We start from the raw sequence: 23,910 nt of genomic DNA, 5'->3' as shown, positions 1-23,910 counted from the left end.
GCGGTCGCGGCGCGGGGGAACGCATCACATCGGGGCGCGGGTGGAACACGAATTCTTCAACTGCCGCTTGTTCAGATGAAGTTCTTGTCGATCAGCATCTGCAGGACGTTGACGTGGAAGTCCGGGAAGTCCATCGGCACGATGCCGAACCGGGCGCGCTGCTGGGTGCGGGCGTTCAGGTACGGGTACACGGTGCGGTCCATCAGGGCTTGCGAGCTGGTCTTCGGCCAGTAACCTCCGGCATAGGAGAGGAAGTTGACGAACATCTTGGAGTGGCCCGGGTTGAGGGAGGCCTTGTCGAACTGCGCGACGATGCTCCGGCTCTTCGTCCCCAGCGGGTCGAGGCCGCCGGTCTGCCAGAGGTCCTGGGTGTCGAACCAGCCGTTCTCGCCGCTGGACCAGTCGATCAGGCCCCACGGGTTGGCGAAGTCGGCGATCAGGACGACCTTCCCGCGGGCGGTGGCGAGCGTCGGCCACCCGTAGAAGTGGAACAGGCCGCGGTAGCCCAGGTCGTCGAAGTAGTGGTTGACCCGCCGCATGAACTCGGTGTCGTCGAGCGACTGGCCGCCGGCGCGCTCGTTGCGCAGGCGCATCAGGACGGTCTCGCCGGGGTGCGACTGGAGAAAGGCTCGGCACCGGTCGAGCACGTCCTGGAGTCGGAGGTGCTGGTAGGCGTCGGAGTGGTAGATCCCGAGCTCGTCGGGCGCGCCCTGGAGGCCGTTGCAGCGGATGTCGAGGAAGCGGACTCCCTCGGTCAACTGCTGGGGGATTCCCCAGTTCTGGGTGTGCGACCACTCGGTGCCGTAGGCGGGGTTCTCGCAGCAGGAGTCGTGGGTGCCGGGGATGGTGAGGTCGAGCAGGGAGAGGTCGCCGTTCAGGCGGCTCATCCAGCTGTCCGTCGGCAGACCGCGCGGGGTCGTGGCGCCGACGGCCGCCCACGCGGTGCCCGGCAGGGCGATGCCCGTGACGGCGGCGGCGCCCATTCCCGCGCCCCACTTGAGTAGTTCACGACGTGCGATGCCCATGGTGCGGCTCCTCGGGGTCCGGTCGGTGCGGTGGGGTGCAGTGCGGTGCGATTCGGTGCAGTGCAGTGCAGTGCAGTGCGGTGCGATGCGGTGCGGCGCGGCGCAGTGCGTCGGTCGTGCGAGGGGCGTTGTCATCCTGGAGTACGAGGGCACGGCTTTGACAGGTCCGTGACGCCGGAATTCGGGGCTGTGTGTCGTCGGGCCCACGTGCTTTCGGTCCGCGCGCGTTCGTACCCGGGAACCGCGCGGGGCTCCGGAGGCGTGTGCGTCCGGGAACGTGGGTGTGAGCGTGGGCGAGGGGACCGGCGGGGATGACGGCATCGGTGGAGCGCAACAGATCGCACGGCTGCGGGTGGTACGCCGCCGGACCGCTGCTCGCGGCGGCGGTCACCGTCCTGGGGGCGTTGCTGGTCGCGCGCAGGTGGGCGGACTGCCCGCGGGGGATGGACATGCCGACCCGGGCGTCGATGGCGCTGAGCCTGCCGGTCGGCTGGATCGGAATGACCGTGCTGCTGGTCCTCCTGCAGGCCGTCCTGGCGGCGGTGCTGCCCGAGGGCACCGAGCCGGAGGTGAAGTGGGTGGTGCTGGTGGTGGCGGCCGTGCTGCTGTTCCTGCTGTACGTCTTCGGGATGGGCTCCCCGGACACGGAGCCGGGCGGCGCCTGTTACCGCGGCTAGCGGACCGGCCCCGGCCCGGGGCCCGCGCCACCGGGACCCCTCGGCGGGGTGAAGATCGAAATGCGTGGACGGCCGCCGCCCGCCACGGTGGGACCGTGGCTGCGATCGTCGTCCTCTTCGAACTGGCCCCGGACCAGGCCCTCGGACCCGAGGGCGTCGGCCCGGGCGTGGTCGCGGTGCACGCCGCCGGCCAGGATCCGGACGTCCCGGAGGACCCGCAGGCGCGCACCCTCTGCGGGCTGGACACCGCCCCGATGGAGCACGCCCACTACCGTCCCGCCCGGCCGGGTGAGCCGTGGTACCCGCCCGAACTGGAGCAGCAGCGGTGCCGGCTCTGCGAGGCGGCGCTGCACCGGCTCTGAGCGAAGGGCCGGGGGCACCGGAGTGCCGCAGTGCCGGACGGCCGGGGAGCCGGAGCGTCGGAGCGTCGGAGCGCCGGAGTCAGAGCCACCAGCGGACGAAGGTGACGACGCCGAGCACCGCGAAGCCCAGGAGCAGCAGCCCAGCAAGGACGAGACCGGCGCAGGCCAGCGGCCCGGCCGACTCGTCCTGGGCGGGCTGCCGCGCGCGGTCGTGCACCTGCTGCCAGCCGACCGGGCGGCCCGCCCGTGCGGAGGCCGCCTCGCGGAGTTCGGCCAGCCGGGCGCCTCCGGCGGACGCCGCCGGTCAGCGTGGCCGGTGGGCGACCGCGGCGAACATCGCCACCGACAGGTGGAACGTCCCGTGCTCGGCGGCCGCGTCGAGGTCGGCGTAGAGCCGGTCGCACTGCTCCTCGGTGATCAGGCCCCGGCCGACGGCCGCCGCGCCGATCCCGCGGACGATCGGCCGGGTGACCGTGCGGGAGTCGTGCAGCAGGACGTCGGCGCCGAGGTGGTCGACGGCCAGTCCGGCCTCGACCAGCAGGCCCGCGAGGCGGCGCCCGGCGTCCGGGGTGGCGGCGGTGCCCTCGGCGACGGCGGCCAGCGCGGGGCGGATCTCCGGGGCGGCCGGATGGAGCACGAAGGTGGCCCAGTCGGTGTCCAGCAGCGCGACCCGGCCGCCTGGACGCAGCACCCGGGCCATCTCGGCGACGGCCTTCGCCGGATCGGGGAGGTGCTGGAGGACGCGCTCGCACCAGACCACGTCCAACTCCCCGTCGGGCACCGGCAGGTCGAGCGCGTCGCCGTCCAGGAAGCGGGCCGCGCTGCCGGCCTCGGCGGCGCGCTGCTCGGCGACGGCCCGGAGCCCGGGGTTGGGTTCGAGGCCGATCGCGCTGCCGGTGGCGCGGTCCGTCGCCCCGGCCCCCGGGGCGACCGCCGCCGCGAGCACCTGGGTCTCCGACCCGGTGCCGGCGCCGACGTCCAGCGCGCGCTCGCCGGGGCGTACGGCGAGCTGTGCGTGCGCCCACGCGCGCAGCCGCCGCACCCCGGGGTTGGCCGCCTGGGCGTCCAGCACGGCGATGAGCCGGTCGGTGACGGCCGGGTCGGTGTTGGCGGCGTTGAAGGCCGAGGTCGGGTGGGGGTCGCTCATGGCCGTCACTCTAAAGGAATGTGACGATCCGTCAGTGATCACCTCACCGTGGTCTCGGGGATCGGCGCAAGGTGTTCACGGCGACCCTGGCGGTTTCCTCGAAAGCGGGGACGTCGGGCCGGGTCCGGTTGCCCTCCCGTCCGACGACGGCGACGGTGCTGCCGTCCCGGCCCACGCCGAGCAGGAAGTCGCGGTAGCCCTGGGCGCGGGCCTTCAGAGGTCCGGGAGCGCCTCCCCGGCCTGCGGCTCGCGGCCCTCGGTGAGCCAGAACAGGTAGCCGCGCAGGTAGGCCTCCAGCCCGTCGTCCAGGTAGGCGGCGTACTGCCGCAGGGCCTCCGGCTCGTTCCGGCCGTCGCCGCCCAGCTCCAGCTCGGCCGTGATCCAGGCCCGCACCTCGTCCCGGCGCGACCACCAGTCGCGCACCGCCTGCGGGGTCCAGTGCAGGTCGCCGTCCCAGGCGTAGCCGCCCTGCGGCTCGCCGTGGGCGATCTCCACCAGGGCGGCCACCTCGCGGGGGTTGGCGGGCTGGCGGTGGACGAACTCGCAGTGCTCGTCGCCCGAGAGCACGTGCTCGGGGAGGTAGTACGGGCCGTTCAGTCCGGTGTCGGTCTCACCGGCGTAGAACGGGCCCGGCACGTTCAGCCGGCTGCGCTGCTCCCAGCGGCCGTCGCCCACGGAACCGGTCATCTCCCGCGCGGCCGGCAGCGGATCCCAGTAGCCCCGCTCCTGCCACGGCCCCTCCACGGGGTAGCGGAGCAGTTCTCCGCGCATCCGCGCGGCGGCCTGCCGCAACTCCGCCTCGTGCGAGAGCGGTAGGGCCCGTCGGCTGCCCCGCACCCGGTCCAGGAGCCGGGCCCACCGGCCGCCCAGCCCGCCCACCTGCGTCTTTCCCATGCGGCTCACTCTAGGCAGGTGGATCCGAAGTTCCGACCCCCAGGGGTCGAGGTGTCCAGGATCAGCGTGTGACGACCGACCCGAACACCCTCAACTCCTCTGTCCGGCGGTGGCACGGGCCCTGCTGGACGGACGAGGTGCGGATCACCGGGGCATGCTTCCGTGCGGGCTGTTGACCACCAGCGGCAGAGACCCTTCGGCAAGGTAGAAGTGCCCGGGGAAGTGTTCGATGTGAAGGTGACCGCCGTCGTCGGCGGAAGCCATGCCGCGCAGATTGTCCGCGAGCACCAGCCTGCCTGCGGCGTCACCGCTGATCACAAGGACCTGCCGCTCGGAATCCAGATGGACGAGGACACCGGGGCCGGCGGTCTTCCTGACCTCGACTCCCGCCAGGGCGTCGCTGTCGGGCGAGGGCGCGGAGCTGAGCAGCCCCTCGCCCTCTGCCACCGCGTCCGCCAAGCGGTTCAGCTCTTCCGCCGATGCGGTGAGATCCACTTCGTCGTACACGGGGTCACAGATGATTCTCACGCGGTCAGCACTCCCTCAAGATCGGACTGCCATGGTGCCAGTCGGCCGGCAGACGCCATCGGGCACTTGGGCTCCACTCGTCCGGGCCGTGGCCGGCGGGCCGGCCCACCCCGGGCCGTGGCGGACGGGACCGGGCCGAGGCGAGCCGCTGGGCGTCGCGGACGTACTGGCGGAAGTCCGACGCGTGGAACCCTCGGGTCGAAGGAAATGGCCCGGGGGCGGAGTGGGAAGTCGGCCGGGCCGACTTCCCACTCCGGGCGGTTCAGCGGGACGCCTCGCCGGTGCCCGTGCAGCAGGCGTCCGGCGCGCCGGCGGCGCTCTTGCCGAGGCTGTCAGCGTCGGCCTTGACGACGTAGACCTCCCAGGGCTCCTTGCCGGGGGCGGTCACCCAGACCTTGTCCTGGACGGCGTAGCAGCAGGAGGTGTCGTTCTCCTCGAAGGTGGCCAGGCCGGCCTCGCGCAGGCGGGTGGTGGCGGCGGTGACCTGCTCGGTGGAGGCGACCTCGACGCCGAGGTGGTCGAGGCGGGTGTCCTCGCCGGGCTCGCCCTCGATGAGGACGAGCTTCAGCGGGGGCTCGGTGACGGCGAAGTTGGCGTAGCCGGGGCGGCGCTTGGCGGGCTCGGTGCCGAAGAGCTTGGAGTAGAAGGCGATGGAGCCTTCGAGGTCGGCGACGCGCAGGGCGAGCTGGACACGGGACACGGTGGCCTCCAACGGGCAGGAAGGGCTGGAAGGGCTGGAAGGGCTGTGAGGGCTGGACGGGGGCAAAAGGACCGAACGAGCCTGTATCGATGTCTGTCGATTCAGCCTTGCACTCTGGATCGATATTCGTCAACATAGAAGCATGTCGAAACAGGAACTCCCGCTGCTCGATCGGGACGACGCCGCGGACGGCTGCTGCCCCCGGCTGCTGAGCGCCCCGCTGGACGCGGACCAGGCCGCCGAACTGGCGCCGCTCTTCAAGGCCTTGGGCGATCCGGTGCGGCTGCGGCTGCTGTCGATGATCGCCTCCGGCGCCGGCGGCGAGGTGTGCGTCTGCGACCTGACGCCGGCCTTCGACCTGTCCCAGCCGACGATCTCCCACCACCTGAAGCTGCTGCGGCAGGCCGGGCTGATCGACTCCGAGCGCCGCGGCACCTGGGTGTACTACCGGCTGGTCCCCGAGACGACCGACCGCCTCGCGGGCATCCTCACCCGCCGGGCGTCCCTCGGCGCCGCCGAGTGAGCGCCGAAGCGGGGGCGCCCGCCCCGGTGGCCGGCCGGCTGTCGTTCACCGACCGGTACCTCGCGCTGTGGATCCTCGCCGCCATGGTCCTCGGCATCGGCCTCGGCCGGCTCGTCCCCGGCCTGGGTGACGCGCTCGCCAAGGTGACCGTCACCGGCGTCTCCCTGCCGATCGCGCTCGGCCTGCTGGTGATGATGTACCCGGTGCTCGCCAAGGTCCGCTACGACCGCCTCGACACCGTCACCCGCGACCGCCGCCTGCTGCTCCCCTCCCTGCTGCTGAACTGGCTCGTCGGGCCCGCCGTGATGTTCGCCCTCGCCTGGCTCCTGCTGCCCGACCTGCCGGAGTACCGCACCGGGCTGATCGTCGTCGGCCTCGCCCGCTGCATCGCCATGGTGATCATCTGGAACGACCTGGCCGGCGGCGACCGGGAGGCCGCCGCCGTCCTCGTCGCCCTGAACTCGCTCTTCCAGGTGGTCGCCTTCGGCGCGCTGGGCTGGTTCTACCTGTCGGTGCTGCCCGGGTGGCTCGGCCTGGAGCGGACCGCGCTCGACGTCCCGGTGTGGGAGATCGCCCGGAGCGTGCTGATCTTCCTCGGCATCCCGCTCGCCGCCGGCTACCTCACCCGCCGCCTGGGCGAGAAGGCCCGCGGCCGCGCCTGGTACGAGACGGCGCTGCTGCCGCGCATCGGCCCGTTCGCGCTGTACGGGCTGCTGTTCACGATCGTCGTCCTGTTCGCGCTCCAGGGCCGCGCCATCACCGCGCAGCCCCTGGACGTCGCCCGGATCGCGCTGCCGCTGCTGGTCTACTTCGCCGTCATGTGGGCCGGTTCGCTGGCGCTGGGCCGCGCGGTGGGACTGGACCACCCGCGGGCCACCACCCTCGCGTTCACCGCGGCGGGCAACAACTTCGAACTGGCCATCGCCGTCGCCATCGCCACCTTCGGCGCCGCGAGCGGCCAGGCCCTCGCCGGAGTGGTCGGTCCGCTGATCGAGGTGCCCGTCCTGATCGGCCTCGTCCACGTGGCCCTCGCCGCCCGCCGGTACTTCCCCCGGCCCGTCACCGCCTCCGTCACCGCCGCCGCCCCCGTCACCGCCCCCGAATCCGAAGGTTCCGCCCGTGTCTGAGTCCAAGCCGTCCGTGCTGTTCGTCTGCGTGCACAACGCCGGCCGCTCCCAGATGGCCGCCGCATTCCTCACCCGGCTCGGCGGGGACCGGGTCGAGGTCCGGTCGGCCGGGTCGGCGCCCGCCGACGGCGTCAATCCGGCCGTGGTCCGGGCGATGGCCGAGGTGGGGATCGACCTCTCCGCCGAGACGCCCAAGGTACTCACCGTCGAGGCGGTCCGGGCCTCGGACGTGGTGATCACCATGGGCTGCGGCGACGCCTGCCCGTACTTCCCCGGAAAGCGCTACCTGGACTGGCAGTTGGCGGACCCGGCGGGCCGGGGCGTAGACGCCGTCCGCCCGATCCGCGACGCGATCGAGCAGCGTGTCCGCGCCCTGATGGCGGAACTCGGCATCGAGGCCGTCGCATGAGCGGGGTGGTGAACGTCGCCGCGATGACCCCGGCGCACGCCGCGCAGGTCCTGGAGATCTACCGGTCGGGCATCGACGGCGGCGACGCCACCTTCGAGACCGGTGTGCCGGGTTGGGAGGCGTTCGACGCGGCGCGCATGGCCGAGCACCGCCTCGTCGCCCTCGACGGGTCCGGCGGGTCCGGCGGGTTCGAGGGGTTGGACCGGGTGCTCGGCTGGGCCGCGGTGGCGCGGGTGTCGGAGCGGAGCGCGTACGCGGGGGTGGTCGAGCACTCCGTCCACGTCCGCCCCGACGCGCGGGGGCGGGCGTCGGCGCCGCCCTCCTGGAGCGCCGCAGCCCGGCGGTCGGCTGACTGGACCGCTGACCGAACGGCCCACCGGGCCGCTGACCGAACGGCCCACCGGGCCGCTGTTCGGACAGCTTGCCGGACCACCCCCGAACCGCCTCTGACCAGCCCGTTAGGCTCACACCATGACTGCCGACGACCACCACACGTGCGCGTGCTGCGCGGAACGCCACGACGGCCCGCCGCTGTCCTACGGGGCTCCGGCGCCGGTGGGCTGGAAGCCGCGGTACTCCCGGCGCCGGGACAGCGAGCTGACCGCCGACCAGTGCGTGGTCAAGGGCCGGCACTTCTACGTCCACGGCTTGATCGAGATACCGGTGCGTGACAGTGGCGAAACGTTCTCGTGGGGCGTGTGGGTCTCCTTGAGCGAGCAGAACTTCGCCCGGACGCACGACCTGTGGGACGACCCGGCACGGGAGCAGGAGCCCCCGTACTTCGGCTGGCTCTCCACCGAGCTGCCCGTCTATCCGGACTCGACCCTTCTGCTCAAGACCCACGTCCACACCCGCGCGGTCGGCCGGCGTCCGCTGATCGAACTGGAACCGACCGATCATCCCCTCGCGGTCGAGCAGCGCGACGGGATCACCACCGGCCGCGTGCGGGAATTCGCGGACCTGCTCCTTCGGGGCTGACGGCCTCCGGCCCGCCGACCGTCCCCGGGACGCCGATTCCCATCGACGGTCCGCAACAGCCGGCCACGGTGCGTGGTGCACAGTGCGCGGTGCACGGTGCATGCCGCGCGGTGCCGTGGCCGGCCGGTGCGCGCACGGCCGGCGGAGATGTGTCAGACGCCGACCGCGGTGCCGGCGTGGGCGGAGGCCGCCTGGTACTCGTCGTCGCCCTCGAACCTGGCTTCGCAGCCGGTGGCGAGGGTGCTGGCGACGATGACAGGGTCGAGGATCTTGGAGCCGGAGTTCAGCTCGGCGATCCCGCTCTGGTCGGTGGTCGCGGAGCCGACCCGCTGGCCGCTCGCCGTGCTGTAGAAGGTGATCTGCCGCCCCACGATCGGCTTGCCGTCCGTGTCGGTCAGCGTGGCCTCGAAGTCGCCGCTGATCGGAGCGTGGGCGACCACGTGGCCGCTGACCGTACGTGCTGTGAGCTGGACTGGCTTCTTCTCGGAAGTCATGGTGTAACCTCCCGGACGCTCTGGGCTACTACCTCCACCGTAGGCACGTCCGTGACGGCTTGCACGCGGGCCGTGACGCCGCCCGGGCCGCAGGTGCGGGAGGTCGGCACACATGTGCGGGAGACCGGCACGACCCGGTGGAGTTCGGGGCGGGGATCGGGGAGACTCGCGCGCATGGTTTCGGTACTGCAGAACGTGGCGATCGACTGCGCGGACGCCTATGAGCTGGCGCGCTTCTGGAGCGGTGTGACGGGCAGGCCGCTGGACCCGGACTGCCGGCCGGGGGACCGTGAGACCCAGGTGCTGCTGGCGGAGGGCCCGGTCCTGTACTTCAACCAGGTGCCCGAGGCGAAGACGGTCAAGAACCGGGTCCACCTGTGCCTGCGGCCCGAGACCTCGCGCGACCAGGAGGTGGAGCGACTGCTCGCCCTCGGCGCCGGCCTCGTCGGCGACCACCGGAACCCCGACGGTTCGGGTTGGGCGGTCCTCGCTGATCCCGAGGGCAACGAGTTCTGCGTGCTGCGCAGCGAATCCGACCGGGCGGCCGCGCACCCCTGAGGGCGCCGGGGCGGGCCACGCGCGCACGGAGCCGGGGCGGTGCGGACGGCGGGAGGGACTGCCGGAGGGGCGGCGGGACGGACGGCGGTGCGGACAGGGAGCCCTCCTGGACGGCCCACCGCCTTTCCGGCGGTGGGCCGTTGGCGGGCCGTCGGGCCCTACAGGCGGAGCAGGACCACGCCCGTGACGGTCGTCGCCGCGGCGACGACCAGGACCGCTACCGCGCAGCCGACGTTTCCCGTCACGGACCGGCGGGTGGCCGCGAGGTCCGGCGTGAAGTCGGCCGGGTCGGCGGGGGAGTAGTGGATCGTGAGGTCCCCGCCGACCGGGACGGCGGAGTCCGGCAGGCCCGAGGGGTAGTAGGCGGTGACGGCCGTCCCGTCCTCGGTGGTGAAGGCGACGACCGGCCTCCGGCTGCTCTGGGTGCCGCCCTCCCCGTCGGTCTCGACGTTCCTGAGGACGGCGACGACCCGCCCAGGGACGGGCAGCATGGCGGACAGCTCGGCGAGCCGCTTCTTCGTCGTCTGCTTCTCCCCGGGCAGGTAGAACGCGCCGAGGACGGTGGCCGGACCGCAGGTCGCGACCAGGGCCCACGGCCAGCCCCGGTCGATCGAGAGGACGACCACCAGCCCGACGTAGATCAGGAACACCGCGGTGTGGGGCCAGGCGAGCCCCCGCCGCCCCGCCTGGAGGTCGCTGATGAACCGGAAGGCGTGCGGCCTCCCGCGCGGGTAGCGGATCCCGACCTCCCGGCCCACCCAGGCCGTGCTGATCCGGTCGCCGGTCCCGCTGTCGTTGGTGACGACGAACTCCTCGCCGGTGGACGGGTCCTGGAAGCGGACGACCACCGCTATCCCGTCGTTCGGGGAGCTCCCGTTGCGCGGCTCCCTCACCCGTTCGATCCGCCCCTTCACCCGTACGGCCCGTTGCGCCCCGGTCAGGCCGGCCAGCGACCGGCCGTACCCGACCAGCGCCACGGCGCCGAACACCCCGCACCACAGGGCCAGGATTCCGTGCCAGTTCATGTGTGCCCCGCTCCCGTTCGTCCTGTCCGTGGTTCAGTGCGCCGAGGTGCGCCGCAGCACCTGGCCCTGTCCGTCCGCCTCCAGCACGGCGGCGCCCCCGGGCCCGGCCACGGTGACCGTGATGGTGACGGAGCCGTTGGTGCGGAGGACGGTGATGCTCCAGGCCTGCGGGGCGTGGACGCCGAGGGTGGTCCTGGCCTCGTCGACCAGGGCCGGGAACCGCTCGTAGGGCAGTGACGCCGGATCGAACTCCCGGGCCTTCGAGTCGGTCGAGGAGAACGTCACCGTCAGCAGGCTGTCCGTCACCTGCAGGGTCGTCACCGGGCCCGCTTCGCCGTTGCGCGTCAAGGAGTTGACGGACCGCCCCAACTCGCCTTCGTCGAGGAAGGACTGCCCGGAACCGAGCACGACGGTGCCGGACCCGGCCGTCACCACCTTGGTCGACCACGAGGAGGAGGCGGAGGCCGAGGGGCTCGCGGAGGAGGACGGCGGGCCGGCGGGCTCGTCCTCGAACAGGTCCACCCGGAACAGGAGGACGACGGCCGCCGCGGCGAGCAGCAGACCGAGGAACCCGAGGAAGGGGACGGCGCAACTGTCGGACGGCTCGCTCACCTTGGTCGAGGCGGGCGCGGAGTCGAGCCGCGCCCCGGCCGCCCGCTCCTCCCACACCGGGGTCGGCCGCTTCACGATGCGCACGGCTGCCGGCCGGTCCGGCGGGTAGCGAACCACCAGGACGCCGCGCGGCCGGTAGTCGGGGAGGTCGGCGACGTGGATGTCCTGGGTGAACTCCACCCGGAACGCGGGGCCTTCGTCCGGCACGACGGTGAGGTCGAACCGCACCGCCAGGTCGGTCACCTCGCCCTTCGGGACGTCCAGGCTCTCGATCATCGCGAGCGCCGTCCGCGGGACGACGGCCGCCTCCCGGGCCCGCCGCGGCAGGCCGGCGAGGAGGATCAGCAGGCCGTAGGCGATGGGAGCGCCCAGGCCGGCGATGAACAGCAGCGCCCTGTCGACGACGACGCCGACGACCATCGCGGCGAGCGATCCTCCGATCACGCCTCCGGTCAGGAAGCCGCGGGCGAGGGCGACCGGCGTGTTGCGCGTGGGCGGCGCACCGGTGGTGATCGTCATACCGGTGATTGTGCCGGGCGGGAGCGACGGCGGACAGGCCCGGAGCCGAGAAGCTTGCGCCGTCCCAGTGAAACGCCGGAACCAGTCGGGGCGACCCGCGTGCCGTCGGCCCAACCGGCCCGCCCTGCACCTAACTTCACGGCGGACCGGATCCGAACCGGCCGGCCCGGCGTCGAACGGTGCCGAACAGCGCCGAACGGTGCCTCACGGCGTCGGCGCCGGGCCACGGCCGCGCCGCCGTCAGTCGTAGACGGCGGTGAAGTCCCGGCCGAGCGCGGCGTACCGGGCCAACTCGCCGCGGAGCGCCTGCGCCGCCCATGGGAGTTCGCGTTCCAGTTCCGCCCAGCCGACGAAGCGCAGTTCGGCGGGCATCGCGACCAGGCCGGTGATCGAGTCCCAGAACGCGGCCCAGTTCATGCCGTAGAACGCGGGGAGGCGCAGTTCGCGCTTCAGGACGGTGTGGAGGTCGTTCTCGCGGCGCACGGAGCCGACGTCGACGGTGATGCGGTGGGGCGGGTCCGGCGTCAGGTCCTCGGTGGTGTCCCAGAAGGTCGGGAGCCACCAGCACAGGACCGACCGGTCCTCGGGCCAGGGGCGCTGCTCCTCGTCCTGCCAGTCCTCGAAGAGGTCCGCGGCCGGGTCGATCGGGCGCCAGGCGGGGTCGAGCGGCTCGTCGGCCGTCGCCGGTCGGACGAACCGCCGGCCGCGCTGGTCGCAGGCCCCGAACTCCCGGACATTGCGCTGGGCCTGCAGCAGCGGGACCGAGTTGGCGCCGTCCGGCCTCAGTGGCCACCTGAGCTGCGCCGGGTCGTCCTCCCAGCAGCAGAGCGGGCAGACGACGAACGAACCGGGCCACCCTTCCCGGACGTCGAGGACGAGGCGGCCGCAGCAGGGGCAGGGTCGGCGATGGTCCACTCCGGCAGTCCGGACTGCCGGGCCGGTCGCAGGCGACCCGGTTTCGGAGCAGGCCCATCGGATTCGTGACAAGTCGTCATGGTCGGCGGATCACCTGTTCTAGGATCCTGGGGCACTTCGGACAGCGCGTCGCTCCGTCCGAGCCGCACTTCCTCAGCAGACCACGTGCCCGGCGTTCGGGACAGGAGAGCCGGGTTCCCATCCTTCGATGCGGAGGCTTGACCATGAGTCGAACGGGTACGCGTCCAAGAGTCCTCATAGTCGGGGCGGGCCTGGCCGGCACCGCCACGGCCATCCGGCTGCTCTGCTTCGCGCGCAGACCGCTGGAGATCGTCCTGCTGGAACGACGCTCCGACTACCGCTCGGCGGGCGTCGCCTACCACCGGGACGGCAACCCCTGGGACTACGTGTTCAACATCCAGGCGGGCCGGATGTCGGTGTTCCGCGAGGACGTCCTCGACTTCGTCCGCTGGGCCAACCACGAGGCCGACCGCAGCGGCTGGCCGGATCCCTGGGCCGGGCTCCGGTTCGTCGAGCAGGGGCCGGCGCCCCGGCGGATCTTCCAGGACTACCTGAGCGACCGGCTGGCCGAGGCGAGGCGCGAAGCCCCTCCCGGTGTGGTGCTCGTCGAGGCGGAGGGCGAGGCGGTGGACCTGGAAGTCCGGGCCACCGGCGCCGATGTGACGATCGAGCAGTCGTCGGGCCGCGGGGGCGAAGCAGACCGGAGCCCGGAGGTGACCGTGCTCCGCGCCGACCAGGTCGTCCTCGCGACCGGCCTCGAACTCCGGGAGCCGGTCTTCGCCTCCGAGGTCCGCACCCACGCCTCCTTCGTGCGCGACCCCTACTCCGCGGCCGGAATCCGCAAGCTCGTCTCGCTCCCGTCCGAGTCGACGGTCGCCATCGTCGGCTCCGTGCTGAGTGCCTACGACTCGGCGGGCCTGCTGCTGCGCCAGGGCCACACCGGGAGAATCCATCTGATCTCCAGGACCGGGACGATGTTCCGGACGTACCCCGGCGGCCACGAGCACGGGGTGCTGCGCCTCCCCTGTCCGAAGACGCTGCTGGAGCCGTACCGGAACCGTGAGGAGTTCCTCGTCCGGATCCGGGCCGAGTGGGACACGGCCTGCTCGACGGTCGTCCGGGAGCATCCCGACGTCTCCCCGGTGGTGGTTGCCGAGCGGGTGGTCAAGGCGTGGGAGCCGCACCTCCCCGAGGCCATCGAGCGCATCCCCACCGCGGAACTGCGGGGCCTGCTGGACGAGTTCGGCACCGCGCTGGCCGCGCTGCGGGTCGGGGTGCTCGAGTACACGATGGCGGTCGTCGAGCGCGCCCTGCACGCGGCGGACGGGGCGGTGCGGCTGGTCGTCGGCAAGGTGGAGGCGGTCAGGCCGGCGGATTCGGGCCGGCTGGCCGTGTCGGTCGCCTCCCCGCAGGAGGAGCGCACCATCGAGGCCGACCTGGTGGTGTCCAACTTCGGCCGGGAGTCGGACTACAGCAGGGTCGACCGGCCGCTCTGGCGGAACCTGCTGCGGCGGGGGATCGCGGAGCCCCACGCACGCACCGGGCGCGGCCTGGAGGTCGACGGACGGGGGGTGCTGCTGAGCCCCGGCGGGGTGGCGGGCCCGGTGTCCGCGGTCGGCGCGCTGCGCGAGGGCGACGAGATCGTGCGGAACGGCCGAACCGGTGCGTTCACCTTCAATCTCGCCGCCATCAAGAACCATTCGATCGCGGTCGCCGCGCACGTGGTCGAGCAACTGGAAGTGGAAGAGGACGTTTCGGCTCGCATTGCGGAGTGGAGTTCGGCCCGGACTCCGGAGTGGACTTCGGTGGGGAATCCGGCTCGAGGCGCGGCCGAAAGGACGGCCGAAAGCATGGCCGAAAGCGTGGCCGGAAACGTGTCCGGGCGCCGCGGGGGTGTCGGCAATCTGGAGGAAGCGGCCCGGGGGGAATTCGAGGACGCTGTGGTACTGGAGGCCAGGAGATTGGCCTCGCGCGGTCGACTTGAACGGAACCTGCTCGATTCCCGGCTGGACGCCTGTATCCGGTCCATGGGTGAACGTCCGGCCGCTGCGGTGGATGCCGCCCGGTACGACCGCCTGATGAGGGTGGTCGTCAACCGGGCCGCGGTCGAACGACTCACCGATGTCTCCGTGACACCACGACAACTGCGCCGACAGCTGGGAATGGCGACCGCCGAAGAACAGGAGGAATAGGTGGACGGGCGACGGATTCAGGGATCCCTGCTGACCGGTGGTGCACAGAGCGAAGTGCGGGGCACCTGCAATCGCACGAGACATCCGCTCGAGGGATCCATCCTCGTCGCCCCTTCCCTCGACGCCGGCCTGTACGAGGCGATCGTGGCGGCGCGCGCGGTGGTCTGCGGTTCGGGTGGGCTGACCGGCCACATGCAGTCGCTCTGCCGGGGCAGGGGAATTCCCGTGCTCCGCGTCGACGAGGCGGACCTCGACGACCTGGTCGGAGAGGCGGTGCTGGACCTCGACGGCGAGTCGATCGTCGTCGAGTCCGGCGCGGGCGCCGGGACCGACCCGGACGCCGGCCCCGGGGCCCCCTCGCCGGCCGACCTCGGCGCGGCGTGCGCGGTCATCGCGGACCTCCAGGACATCAATGCGATCAACTCCTGCGGGCCGGACGCGAAGCGGGTCGACTGCTTCTTCATCCGGGAGGAGTTCCTCTGCCTGGCGGCGGGCCTGAGCCCGCTCGACTCCCTGGAGGGCGGCCCGGCCGAAGCGGCGGTCTACGGGCGGGCGCTCGCCGACCGGCTGTGCGCCTTCACCGAGGCGCTGCTGCCCGGCCAGCGGCTGATCCTGAGGATGCTCGACCTCCGCTCCGACCACGCCGCCAGCGTCACCGAGCTGGCCCCGGTCGCGGTCGAGCCCAACCCCGAGCTGGGCCTGCACGGCGCGCGCTGGCTGCTGGGGTCGACCGCCTACCGGGAGGCGCTGCACGCCATGCTCGGCTCGCTGCGCGAGCGGCTCGGCGACGCCGCGGGCCGGGTGCAGCTCTCCGTCCCGTTCCTCAACGACGCGGAGGAGTTCGCCCAGCTCAGGAAGCATCTCGAACTGCCGGCCGAGGTGCCCCTGTCCGCGTTCATCGAGACGCCGGCGGCGGTGCACGCCACGGCCGAGATCTGCGCCGCCGGTGCCAGCGAGCTGTTCGTCGGGGTGAAGGACCTGGTGCAGTTCTACCTGGCCGCGGACCGCGGCAACCACCTGGTGGCGGAGTCCTACCAGACCCGGCACCCGGCCGTCCTGGACGGGCTGCGCAGGGTGGTGGAGTCGGCCCGCGCCGCGGGGACCCCGGTGAAGGTGTTCGCGCTGGGCACGGACCTCGCCCACTACCTCGCCCACGTGCCGACCCCGGACGGCTACATGATGTGCACCGCCGAGCTCCGGCAACTGGTGCTCGACTCGCGGCCCTGACCGGGCGGGCGGGTGGCGGTCAGGGCCGTCATCCGCCCGCGGTGAGGTCGGGCGCAGATACTACAACTCTATTGTAATCAACAGGAGTTGATCGGTACTCCATCCATTTCAGTGAATCTGACGTCGCATCAGTTTCGTTTCGCCCGCCGTGATCAAGGATGCGAACAGTATCCGTCACGGAAGGGTGGTTCGCATGACCAGCGTCAGTGGAGAGCCGATCCCGGCGATCACCGAGGCCACGCTCGCCGACGTCGCCGACAAGGGACTCCGGGGGCCCGGCACCACCGTCAACCAGGCCGTCATCGACCTCGGCAACGCCCTGCAGGCGGCCGCCCGGGGCGACGGGGCGGTACAGCTCCCGCCGGAACTGGCCGAGTTGGTGGCCAAGGTGCGGCAGATCGCCGACGTCGACATCACCGGGATCGAGGTGGAGGAGGACATCCGCCTGTCCGCGTTCCGCATCAGGCTGAAGGGCGGCGAGCCGCGTCCGGTCGTGATCGTGCCGGCCGGCTGGAACCCGCTCGGCTGGCTGCCCTTCGTCTACGGCTACTTCAAGCTGGCGCTGCGCGGCTACCACGTCCTGGCCTACACCCCGCGGGGCCTCGGCTATCCGGGCTGGATCTCCACCTCCGGCGGCCGCGTGGACGTGGCCGGGCCCGCCGACCGGTCCGACGGGGCGAAGGTGATCACCCACGCGGAGGGCTGGTGCGAACCGCGCAAGGTCGGCTTCCTCGGCGTGTCCTACGGCTCCGGGATCAGCCAGCTGGTCGCCGCGCACGACCCCGACGAGCGGGTGGCCGCCGTGGTCGCGCTGAGCACCTGGGGCAACCTGGCCACCAGCCTCTACGACAACGACACCCGGCACCTCAAGGCCGTGGAACTGCTGGTCGGCTACACCGGCGGGGAGAGGCAGGACAAGTTCGACGCGGAGACCCTGGACATCCTCGACAAGTTCGACCAGAACCGCGACCTCGACGACGTGATCGCCTGGGGCAACGAGCGCTCCCCGGAGACGTACCTCCGGGAGACCAACCGGCGGGGCATCCCGACCTTCGTCTCCAACACCTGGCACGAGACGCTCTTCCCGGCCTCCTCGGTGATCGACGTCTACAACCGGCTGACGGTGCCCAAGCAGCTGAACCTGTGGATCGGCGACCACGGCGCGCCCGAGGGCGCCGGCATGTCCGGCCTGCTGACCCACCTGCCGTTCCCCGGCCTGGCAGAACCCCTCCGGGAGGCCTACGAATTCCTGGACCACCACCTGCTGGGCGCCGACAACGAGGCGCCGAAGCGCAAGCAGGTGACCAGCCAGGTGATGTTCACCTACAAGACCAAGCCCGCGCTGGGCGGCGGCAACCGGATCACCGAGGCCGCCCGCCGCGAGTCGCGCGACTCGTGGGCGGACGTCACCACCGGAGAGGAGACGTGGTACCTCACCGGCGTCAACGGCGACGGTGACGGCGCGCTGGCCGACAAGCAGAACGACGGCTGGTCGCGGAGCTTCACCGCGGGCGTGGAGACCAGGGCCACGGCGGTGGACGACGTGATGGAAACCGGCCAGAAGGAGTGGACCGGCAACCCCCGGAAGTACGTGCTGTCCGAGTTCGAGCGGGAGAACCTGCTGGTCTGGTCGACCGACCGGCTGACCGGCAGCGGCGGGGTGGCCCGTCGCATCCGGGGCGCCGCGCGGCTCCGGCTGACCGTGAGCAGTACCGAGGACGCCGCCACTCTGGTGGCGTACCTGTTCGACGTCGCCCCGGACGGCAACGCGCGGATCATCACCCACGAGCCGTACACCGTGCTCGGCCTCACCCCCGGTGAGGAGACCACTGTCGACTGGGCGCTGCAGCCCGCCGCGTACGACCTGGAGGACGGCCACCGGCTGGCGCTGGTCGTCAACAGCCGTGACCAGCTGTACTCCTACGCCGCGGAGCGGGGCACCGTCACCATCGGCTCGCCGGCCGGCAACGAGTCCCGCCTGGAGCTGCCGCTGGGCTGATCGGCGGGGTGATCCGGTCGGTGCCCCGGAACGGTGTCGCGGGGAGGCGAACCGGAACGGCCCGTCGCGGCGCTGCCGCGGCGGGCCGTTCGTCGTGCGCGGTGGTGGGTGGGGTGTTCGTCGCGCGGGGCGGCCGGTGGAGTGTTCGGCGCCCGGTGGTACCGGTCAGGCCGAGGCCCGGCGCCGCCCGCCGCCGCGCAGCAGGACCGCGACGACCACGGAGAGCACCGCGCAGACGGCCGCCAGTCCGGCCAGCACGGAGTGGAAGGCGGAGTCGTAGGCGTGCGCGAGGAACTCCGTGAAGGCGTGCCGGTCGGTGGCGCCGGAGATTTCGGCGGCGCCCGCGAGGTCTCCGCCGGCCGCCCGGTCGGCGACCTCGCCGACCCGGGAGGCTCCCGGGTGCGCGCCGGCGCCGTCGGTGACCCGGCCGCTCAGCACGGTGGCGAGCGCGGAGCCGTACACCGCGACGGCGACGGCCTCGCTGCCCAGGCGCAGGGTGTTGAGGAAGCCGGCCGCCATCCCCGCTCTGGTCGGGTCGACCAGCTCCAGCACCCGGCCGTCGACCAGGCCGGCCGACAGGCCCATCCCGGTGCCGGTGACCAGCATCGGGGCGGCGAGCAGCAGGACGGTGACGGAGGGCGAGAGCACGGCGAGGGTGACGTCCCCGGCCACCAGGCAGGCCAGGCTGAGCAGGATCAGGGCGAGGGCCGGCACGCCGCGGGAGACCAGCCTGGCGGCGACCGCCGGCAGGACCAGCACCGGCACGGTGAGCAGCAGCATCAGCAGACCGGTGGCGCCCGCGCCGCGGCCGGTGACGGCGGTCAGGTAGCTGGGCAGGTAGGTGAGCATGGTGACGAAGCCGAAGGAGGCGGCCACCGGCACCAGGCACAGGCCCAGGAAGCGGCGGTCGCCCAGCAGCCCGAGGTCCAGCAGCGGGTGGGTGCTGCGCCGCTCGACGAGGGCGAAGGCCACCAGCGCCAGGGCCGCGCCGAGGAACAGGGCGAGCACACCCGGGCTGCCCCAGCCCCACTGGGAGCCCTGCACGACGGCGGTGGTCAGCAACACCATGGCGAGCACGAACAGGGCGCTGCCGGGGACGTCGACCCGCCCGCCGGCGGGGCCGACGGGCACCGCGCGGGCGAGCGCGGGCAGGGCGAGCAGGACGAGGGCGAGGGCGGCGGCGTGCACCGCGAACACCCAGCGCCAGCCGAGGCCCTGCGCCAGCCCGCCGGCCAGCGACGGGCCGAGGGCGACCCCGGCGCCGGCGACGGTGCCGAACAGCGCGAAGACCCTGGCGCGGGCCGGCCCGTCGAAGACGGTGGAGAGGATGGCGGCGCCGCAGGAGAAGACCGCGGCGCCGCCGACTCCGGCGAGGCCGCGGGCGGCGTCCAGCCACAGCACGTCGGTGGCGACGGCGCCGGCGAGCGAGCCGAGGGCGTAGATGACGACGCCGGCCGCGAAGGCCCTGACCCGGCCGACGACGTCGGCGAGCGAGCCCCAGACCAGGGTGAAGCAGGCGAAGGCCACGTTGAAGGCGTTGACCACCCACTGGAGCGCGGCCGGGTCGGCACGGGTGTCGACGCCGATGCGGGGGAGGGCGACCGCGGTGCCGGAGATGGACATCGGGACGACGAGGACCGCGAGCAGGACGGCCGCCGCCGTCAGGGTGCGGCCGGGCCGCGGTGGTGGCGCGGCGTCGGACGGCACGGCGGAGGGGACGGCGGAGGACGGGCTCTGCGTACGCAAGGGGGCGTGACTCCAGGCTCGGGCAGACCGTCGGCCCCGACGGTCAGGTACGGATTTGATCGAACCTTACGGTGGCACGCCTCCAAGGTATGATGCAACCCGTACCTGAGGATGCCCGAGGACGGAGGATTCGATGCCGGACTCCGAAGGCCACCCCGCGGTCGAGGAGATGGACCTGCGGACCGTGCTCGGCGCGCTCGCCGACCCGCTGCGCCACGGGGTGGTCGCCGCCCTGCTGCGGGAGCCCGACGGGGCGGCGCGCACCTGCGTCTCCTTCGAGCTGCCGGTCTCCAAGTCCACGCTCACCCACCACTTCCGGGTGCTGCGCGAGGCCGGTCTGATCCGCCAGGTCGACCGCGGCAACAGCCGGGCGGCCACGTTGCGCCGAGAGGACCTCGACCGGCGCTTCCCCGGGCTGCTCGACCTGGTCCGCGCGAACTCCTGACCCCCAAGCGGAGGTCAAGGAACCTTGACCTCCGCTTGGGGTCCCCGTCCGCTGATCGCGTGCCAGACTGTGCGCCCCGCAGGCCGATGAGGAGAATTCGGTGGATCTGGCGCGCCCCCTGATCGAGGACTTCCCCGCCCATCCGGACGGCGACCCGGCCGAGGCCCTGGCCCGCGCCGTCCGTGCCCGCCGCGGCGACCTCGGCCTCACCCTCGGCGACCTCGCCGCCCGGGCGGGCCTCCCGGAGGCCGACGTCCGGGCCGTCGAGGCGGGGCACGCGAGGCCCACGCTGGCGCTGCTCACGGTGCTGTCGCACGCGCTGCGCAAGGAGTAGCGGGGCGGGCCGCCGCTCAGGCGGGTTCGTAGGAGGTCCGCCGGACCAGGGCGCGGGCCTGCGGGGAATCCATGGGGTGGGCGAAGAGGTACCCCTGGCCGAGCGGGCAGCCCATGGCGGTGAGCAGGTCGCGCTGGTCGGCGTGCTCGATGCCCTCGGCGATCACCTGGACGCCGAGGGTGTCGGCGATCCGGGTGATGCCCTCGACCAGGGCGTACTGCTGCGGCGAGTGGCCGAGGCCGTCGATGAAGGACTTGTCGATCTTGAGCAGGGAGATCGGGAACTCGCGCAGGTAGGACAGCGAGGAGTAGCCGGTGCCGAAGTCGTCGATGGCGATGCCGACGCCGAGGCCGGACAGGGTGGCCATGTCGGCGTGGATGCGGTCGTCGCGGCGCATCAGCACGGACTCGGTCAGCTCCAGGACCAGGGTGTGCGGGTCGATGCCGGTGGTGGCCAGGGCCCGGCGGACCACGTCCACGAACCCGGCGTCGCGGAACTGCCGGGCCGAGACGTTGACGTTGACCCGCAGCGGCGGCCGGCCGGCGGCGGAGCGGACCGCCGAACTCGCGGCGTGCCAGGCCGCGACCTCCTGGGCGGCGCGCTCCAGCACCCAGGCGCCGAGCGGGACGATCTGGCCGCTCTCCTCGGCCAGGGCGATGAACTCGTCGGGCAGCACCATGCCGCGGCGGTCGTGCGGCCAGCGGACCAGCGCCTCGAAGGCGACCAGGTCCCCCGAGCGCAGGTCGACGATCGGCTGGTAGTACAGCTGGAAGGCCGATTCCGCGATCGCCGAGTCGAGGTGCTCGTTCAGCTCGTGCCGCTCCACCATCCCGGTCTGCAGGGCCGGCCGGTAGTGGCGCCACTGACGGCGGCCGGCCGCCTTGGCGGAGTACAGCGCGAGGTCGGCGTGGGTGAGCAGCTCGGTCGCGTCCACACTGTCCTCGGTGGTCGCCACGCCGATGCTGGCCGTCACCCGCACCGCGCCCGACTTGAGCTTGAACGGCTCGGCGAACACCGCCAGCACCCCGGACGCGATGGTGTCCACGTCGGCCGGCCGCCGTGCGTCCTCCACCAGCACCGCGAACTCGTCGCCGCCGAGGCGGGCGGCGGTGTCCGAGGCGCGAAGGGCGGTGGAGACCCGCAGCGAGACCGCGACCAGCAGCTCGTCGCCGACCGCGTGCCCCTGGGTGTCGTTGACCACCTTGAAGTCGTCCAGGTCGATGAACAGCACCCCCGTGACGGCTCCGCTGCGCTCGCCCCGGGAGAGGGCGTGGCCGACCCGGTCCAGGAACAGCACCCGGTTGGCCAGGCCGGTCAGCGAGTCGTGGAAGGCCCGGTGGGTCAGCTCGCGCTCCATCTGCCGCTGCTCGGTCACGTCGCGCAGGGTGAGCACCAGGGCGCCCACGGTCGGGTCCGCGCGCAGGTCGTTGAAGCGGACCTCGGCCTCGATCGGGGTGCGGTCCTGGCGCAGCAGCCGCCAGTGCTCGCGCGGCTGCTCCGCCCGGGGCTGGTCGGCGCTCCCGCGCATCCGGGCCAGCGCCTTGCCGACCTCCCGGCTGTCCTCGGGCGGGACCAGGTCGGTCAGCAGGGTGCCGGCCAGGTTCGGGTGGCCGAGCACCGTCTCGGCGGACGGGGAGGCGTAGCGCACGCCGTCGTCGGCGTCGAGGATCAGGATGACGTCGCTGGAGTTCTGCACCAGGGTGCGGAAGTACAGCTCGCTGTTGCGGCGGATGACCTCCCGGCTCAGCACCAAGCGCTCGACCGCGAGGGCCGCCTGCGCGGCGAGGATCTCCAGCGAGCTCCAGAGGCTGGTCAGCTCCTGCTCGGTGCCGGTGACGATGAGCGCGCCGATCAGCGGATCGCCGGAGGGGCGCTCGGCGAGGGTGAGCGGGCAGACCAGGGCGTACGGCATGCCGCCGCCGAGGCGGGTGCGCCGGTCGCCGCCGGGCTTGGCGCCGGGTTTGGACGGGCCGGGCTTCGACGAGGTGGGCGGGGCGGCGTCCAGGCCCAGGGCGGCCACGGGCAGCAGCAGGGTCTCCCTGGCGGCGGCGAGTTCCAGCACCTGCTCGGACGGCGCGGCGTCCTGCGGGGCCTGCCGGGCGGAGCCGCTCCCGGCGTGCCGCACGTGCAGCACGCCCTCCTCGGTCACCGCGAGCAGGGCGACGTGTCCGGCCTCGGCCGGCATCAGCGTGGACGCGGCGGACTGGACGGCGTCCGCGACCTCCTCCACCGTGACGGCCGCGGTCAGCCGGGCGCCCGCCTCGCGCAGCGTCCGCTCGCGGGCGACGGCCTGCCGGCGGTCGGAGACGACCACCGCGAGCCGGGCCAGCACCAGCAGGTAGAGCAGCGCGGAGAACGCGCCGATCACGCCCGCGTTGCCGGTGTTGCCGGCCAGCGCCTCGATGATCAGGATCGCCGGGGCGATCAGCGAGGCGAGGGTGAGCAGCACCAGCCGGGCGGTGCTCAGGTCCGGCTGCTGGGTGGGCACCGGCCGGGTCAGCTCGACCATCGACGGGTGCAGCGCCGCCGCGCCCCAGGCGGTGTAGAAGGCGGCCCAGCCGAGTTCGACGGGCGTGCCGATGTGCCAGGTGCCGTGCAGCTGGACCAGCCCGTACAGCACGTCGGAGACCAGGAGGCCGAGCGAGCCGACGGCGAGCAGCTGCAGCGAGCGGGAGTTGCCCCCGCGCGGGGTCAGCAGGCGCAGCAGCAGGGCGAGCACGACCACGTCGCCGAGCGGGTAGGCGATCGAGACGGCCTTCTGGAACCAGTCGAGGTCCGGGTTCCGGGCGTACGGGAGGATCAGGTAGATCCAGGCGAGCAGGGCCAGTCCGATGGTGGGGATGAGGGCGTCGAGCAGCCCGGCGCGGTCCTGACGGGCCGTGCGCCAGCGGATGAAGCCCAGCACGCCGACCGCGTACAGCACGTACTCGGCGAGGTAGAAGCCGTCCGCGACGGACGGGAACGGGTTGGGCAGGTGCAGGATGTCCAACTGGACGGCCTGGATCACCTCGCCCACGGTGAAGCTGAGGTTGGCGAGCGCCAGCACGTACCAGAAGCGCGCGTGCGCGGGCCGGTTGAGCCGGACGCCGACCACGATCGCGGCGACGCCGCCGAGGCCGATGCCCGTCCACCAGATGATCCGCTGGCTCGGATTCGCGTAGTAGATGCCGGTGAACAGCACCATCCAGAGCAGGTAACAGACCATCAGGCGTTGGCGCCGGCGAGTCAACGAGGCTACCTCCTCCGCGACACCACCCCGCCGGTCGGGCGGGGCAGTTCGGGCGAGGACTGGGCGGGCGAGGCGTACGGGCCGGCCCGGGGCGGGACGGGGTGGGCGCTTTCGCGCAGCAGCGAGGCGTCCGGTGGGGGTGCGACCGGACGGCCTCGACGGGGCAGGAGTGCGTATAGTCGGAAATGTCGCACTCCCCAGCATTCTGCCGCCACAGCACGAGG

Annotated in this window: 24 protein-coding genes; 12 read left to right on the top strand and 12 right to left on the bottom strand. The window is 72.8% G+C overall.

Annotation, left to right across the window (positions count from 1 at the left end; translation table 11 throughout):
* Nucleotides 1-71: 71 nt before the first annotated feature.
* Nucleotides 72-1,025, bottom strand: a complete 954-nt coding sequence (locus tag ACFVVA_RS15765) for a phosphatidylinositol-specific phospholipase C domain-containing protein (protein WP_387689792.1) — start codon at nucleotides 1,023-1,025, stop codon at nucleotides 72-74.
* Between the two features lie 311 nt (nucleotides 1,026-1,336).
* On the opposite strand from ACFVVA_RS15765, the gene ACFVVA_RS15760 reads away from it, so the two are divergent.
* The gene (locus tag ACFVVA_RS15760; RefSeq protein WP_387689790.1) at nucleotides 1,337-1,702 is read left to right on the top strand and encodes a hypothetical protein; all 366 of its coding nucleotides are present in this window, start codon (nucleotides 1,337-1,339) and stop codon (nucleotides 1,700-1,702) included.
* Nucleotides 1,703-1,797: 95 nt separating this feature from the next.
* Nucleotides 1,798-2,064: a hypothetical protein gene (locus tag ACFVVA_RS15755; RefSeq protein ID WP_053111985.1), complete on the top strand. Its 267-nt coding sequence runs from the start codon at nucleotides 1,798-1,800 to the stop codon at nucleotides 2,062-2,064.
* A gap of 79 nt (nucleotides 2,065-2,143) precedes the next feature.
* Here the strand turns inward: ACFVVA_RS15755 and ACFVVA_RS15750 are convergent, their stop codons facing one another.
* The 5 genes from ACFVVA_RS15750 to ACFVVA_RS15730 form a co-directional block, all read right to left on the bottom strand.
* Nucleotides 2,144-2,281, bottom strand: a complete 138-nt coding sequence (locus ACFVVA_RS15750) for a hypothetical protein (RefSeq protein WP_387689788.1) — start codon at nucleotides 2,279-2,281, stop codon at nucleotides 2,144-2,146.
* A gap of 87 nt (nucleotides 2,282-2,368) precedes the next feature.
* Nucleotides 2,369-3,211 (bottom strand): methyltransferase domain-containing protein, encoded by an 843-nt coding sequence (locus ACFVVA_RS15745; protein WP_387689786.1) that lies wholly within the window; start codon nucleotides 3,209-3,211, stop codon nucleotides 2,369-2,371.
* 213 nt (nucleotides 3,212-3,424) lie between these two features.
* Entirely contained in the window at nucleotides 3,425-4,105 is a 681-nt protein-coding gene (locus ACFVVA_RS15740; protein ID WP_387689784.1) for a ferredoxin, read from the bottom strand.
* A 144-nt stretch (nucleotides 4,106-4,249) separates the two neighbouring features.
* Complete coding sequence (locus tag ACFVVA_RS15735) at nucleotides 4,250-4,612, bottom strand: hypothetical protein (RefSeq protein WP_387689782.1); 363 nt, start codon at nucleotides 4,610-4,612, stop codon at nucleotides 4,250-4,252.
* A 283-nt stretch (nucleotides 4,613-4,895) separates the two neighbouring features.
* The gene (locus ACFVVA_RS15730; RefSeq protein WP_387689780.1) at nucleotides 4,896-5,333 is read right to left on the bottom strand and encodes an ArsI/CadI family heavy metal resistance metalloenzyme; all 438 of its coding nucleotides are present in this window, start codon (nucleotides 5,331-5,333) and stop codon (nucleotides 4,896-4,898) included.
* 142 nt (nucleotides 5,334-5,475) lie between these two features.
* Here ACFVVA_RS15730 and ACFVVA_RS15725 point away from each other — a divergent pair, with 142 nt between their 5' ends.
* From ACFVVA_RS15725 to ACFVVA_RS15710, 4 genes are all read left to right on the top strand, one after another.
* Entirely contained in the window at nucleotides 5,476-5,856 is a 381-nt protein-coding gene (locus tag ACFVVA_RS15725; RefSeq protein ID WP_359897675.1) for a metalloregulator ArsR/SmtB family transcription factor, read from the top strand.
* Complete coding sequence (gene arsB, locus ACFVVA_RS15720) at nucleotides 5,853-6,983, top strand: ACR3 family arsenite efflux transporter (protein ID WP_387689778.1); 1,131 nt, start codon at nucleotides 5,853-5,855, stop codon at nucleotides 6,981-6,983. The genes ACFVVA_RS15725 and arsB overlap by 4 nt, the downstream gene beginning before the upstream one ends.
* Entirely contained in the window at nucleotides 6,976-7,392 is a 417-nt protein-coding gene (locus ACFVVA_RS15715) for an arsenate reductase ArsC (protein ID WP_387689776.1), read from the top strand. Before arsB ends, ACFVVA_RS15715 begins: the two co-directional genes overlap by 8 nt.
* Nucleotides 7,393-7,863: 471 nt before the next feature.
* A complete protein-coding gene (locus ACFVVA_RS15710) occupies nucleotides 7,864-8,370 on the top strand; it encodes a DUF2199 domain-containing protein (RefSeq protein ID WP_387689774.1) in 507 nt (168 codons plus the stop codon).
* 152 nt (nucleotides 8,371-8,522) lie between these two features.
* Here the strand turns inward: ACFVVA_RS15710 and ACFVVA_RS15705 are convergent, their stop codons facing one another.
* Nucleotides 8,523-8,864 carry a hypothetical protein gene (locus ACFVVA_RS15705; protein WP_387689772.1) on the bottom strand — a complete coding sequence of 114 codons (342 nt, stop codon included), beginning with the start codon at nucleotides 8,862-8,864 and terminating at the stop codon, nucleotides 8,523-8,525.
* A 174-nt stretch (nucleotides 8,865-9,038) separates the two neighbouring features.
* Here ACFVVA_RS15705 and ACFVVA_RS15700 point away from each other — a divergent pair, with 174 nt between their 5' ends.
* On the top strand, nucleotides 9,039-9,422 hold the full coding sequence (locus ACFVVA_RS15700) for a VOC family protein (protein WP_387689770.1): 384 nt from the start codon (nucleotides 9,039-9,041) through the stop codon (nucleotides 9,420-9,422).
* Between the two features lie 158 nt (nucleotides 9,423-9,580).
* Here ACFVVA_RS15700 and ACFVVA_RS15695 read toward each other — a convergent pair whose 3' ends face one another.
* The 3 genes from ACFVVA_RS15695 to ACFVVA_RS15685 all read right to left on the bottom strand — a co-directional run bounded on the left by ACFVVA_RS15695 (nucleotide 9,581) and on the right by ACFVVA_RS15685 (nucleotide 12,493).
* The gene (locus ACFVVA_RS15695) at nucleotides 9,581-10,447 is read right to left on the bottom strand and encodes a DUF3592 domain-containing protein (RefSeq protein WP_387689768.1); all 867 of its coding nucleotides are present in this window, start codon (nucleotides 10,445-10,447) and stop codon (nucleotides 9,581-9,583) included.
* A gap of 33 nt (nucleotides 10,448-10,480) precedes the next feature.
* On the bottom strand, nucleotides 10,481-11,578 hold the full coding sequence (locus ACFVVA_RS15690) for a hypothetical protein (RefSeq protein ID WP_387689766.1): 1,098 nt from the start codon (nucleotides 11,576-11,578) through the stop codon (nucleotides 10,481-10,483).
* Nucleotides 11,579-11,818: 240 nt separating this feature from the next.
* A complete protein-coding gene (locus ACFVVA_RS15685; RefSeq protein WP_387689765.1) occupies nucleotides 11,819-12,493 on the bottom strand; it encodes a CPCC family cysteine-rich protein in 675 nt (224 codons plus the stop codon).
* A gap of 224 nt (nucleotides 12,494-12,717) precedes the next feature.
* Here ACFVVA_RS15685 and ACFVVA_RS15680 point away from each other — a divergent pair, with 224 nt between their 5' ends.
* From ACFVVA_RS15680 to ACFVVA_RS15670, 3 genes are all read left to right on the top strand, one after another.
* Nucleotides 12,718-14,706, top strand: coding sequence for an FAD/NAD(P)-binding protein (locus tag ACFVVA_RS15680; RefSeq protein ID WP_387689763.1), 1,989 nt, complete (start codon nucleotides 12,718-12,720; stop codon nucleotides 14,704-14,706).
* Nucleotides 14,707-15,933 (top strand): putative PEP-binding protein, encoded by a 1,227-nt coding sequence (locus ACFVVA_RS15675; protein ID WP_387689761.1) that lies wholly within the window; start codon nucleotides 14,707-14,709, stop codon nucleotides 15,931-15,933.
* A gap of 193 nt (nucleotides 15,934-16,126) precedes the next feature.
* Entirely contained in the window at nucleotides 16,127-17,932 is a 1,806-nt protein-coding gene (locus tag ACFVVA_RS15670) for a CocE/NonD family hydrolase C-terminal non-catalytic domain-containing protein (RefSeq protein WP_387689759.1), read from the top strand.
* A 165-nt stretch (nucleotides 17,933-18,097) separates the two neighbouring features.
* Here the strand turns inward: ACFVVA_RS15670 and ACFVVA_RS15665 are convergent, their stop codons facing one another.
* Entirely contained in the window at nucleotides 18,098-19,678 is a 1,581-nt protein-coding gene (locus tag ACFVVA_RS15665; RefSeq protein ID WP_387689758.1) for an MFS transporter, read from the bottom strand.
* A gap of 133 nt (nucleotides 19,679-19,811) precedes the next feature.
* Between ACFVVA_RS15665 and ACFVVA_RS15660 the strand changes: the two genes are divergently transcribed.
* Entirely contained in the window at nucleotides 19,812-20,123 is a 312-nt protein-coding gene (locus ACFVVA_RS15660) for an ArsR/SmtB family transcription factor (protein WP_387689756.1), read from the top strand.
* Nucleotides 20,124-20,223: 100 nt separating this feature from the next.
* Nucleotides 20,224-20,457 carry a helix-turn-helix transcriptional regulator gene (locus tag ACFVVA_RS15655; RefSeq protein WP_359913507.1) on the top strand — a complete coding sequence of 78 codons (234 nt, stop codon included), beginning with the start codon at nucleotides 20,224-20,226 and terminating at the stop codon, nucleotides 20,455-20,457.
* 16 nt (nucleotides 20,458-20,473) lie between these two features.
* Here the strand turns inward: ACFVVA_RS15655 and ACFVVA_RS15650 are convergent, their stop codons facing one another.
* Nucleotides 20,474-23,686, bottom strand: coding sequence for an EAL domain-containing protein (locus ACFVVA_RS15650; protein ID WP_387689754.1), 3,213 nt, complete (start codon nucleotides 23,684-23,686; stop codon nucleotides 20,474-20,476).
* Between the last annotated feature and the right edge of the window lie 224 nt (nucleotides 23,687-23,910).

It is taken from the genome of Kitasatospora sp. NPDC058048, from assembly GCF_042885555.1.
Taxonomy (GTDB): domain Bacteria; phylum Actinomycetota; class Actinomycetes; order Streptomycetales; family Streptomycetaceae; genus Kitasatospora; species Kitasatospora lactacystinica.
Note: the sequence above shows the minus strand (reverse complement) of the source record. Positions and strands in the feature narration are given on the sequence as shown.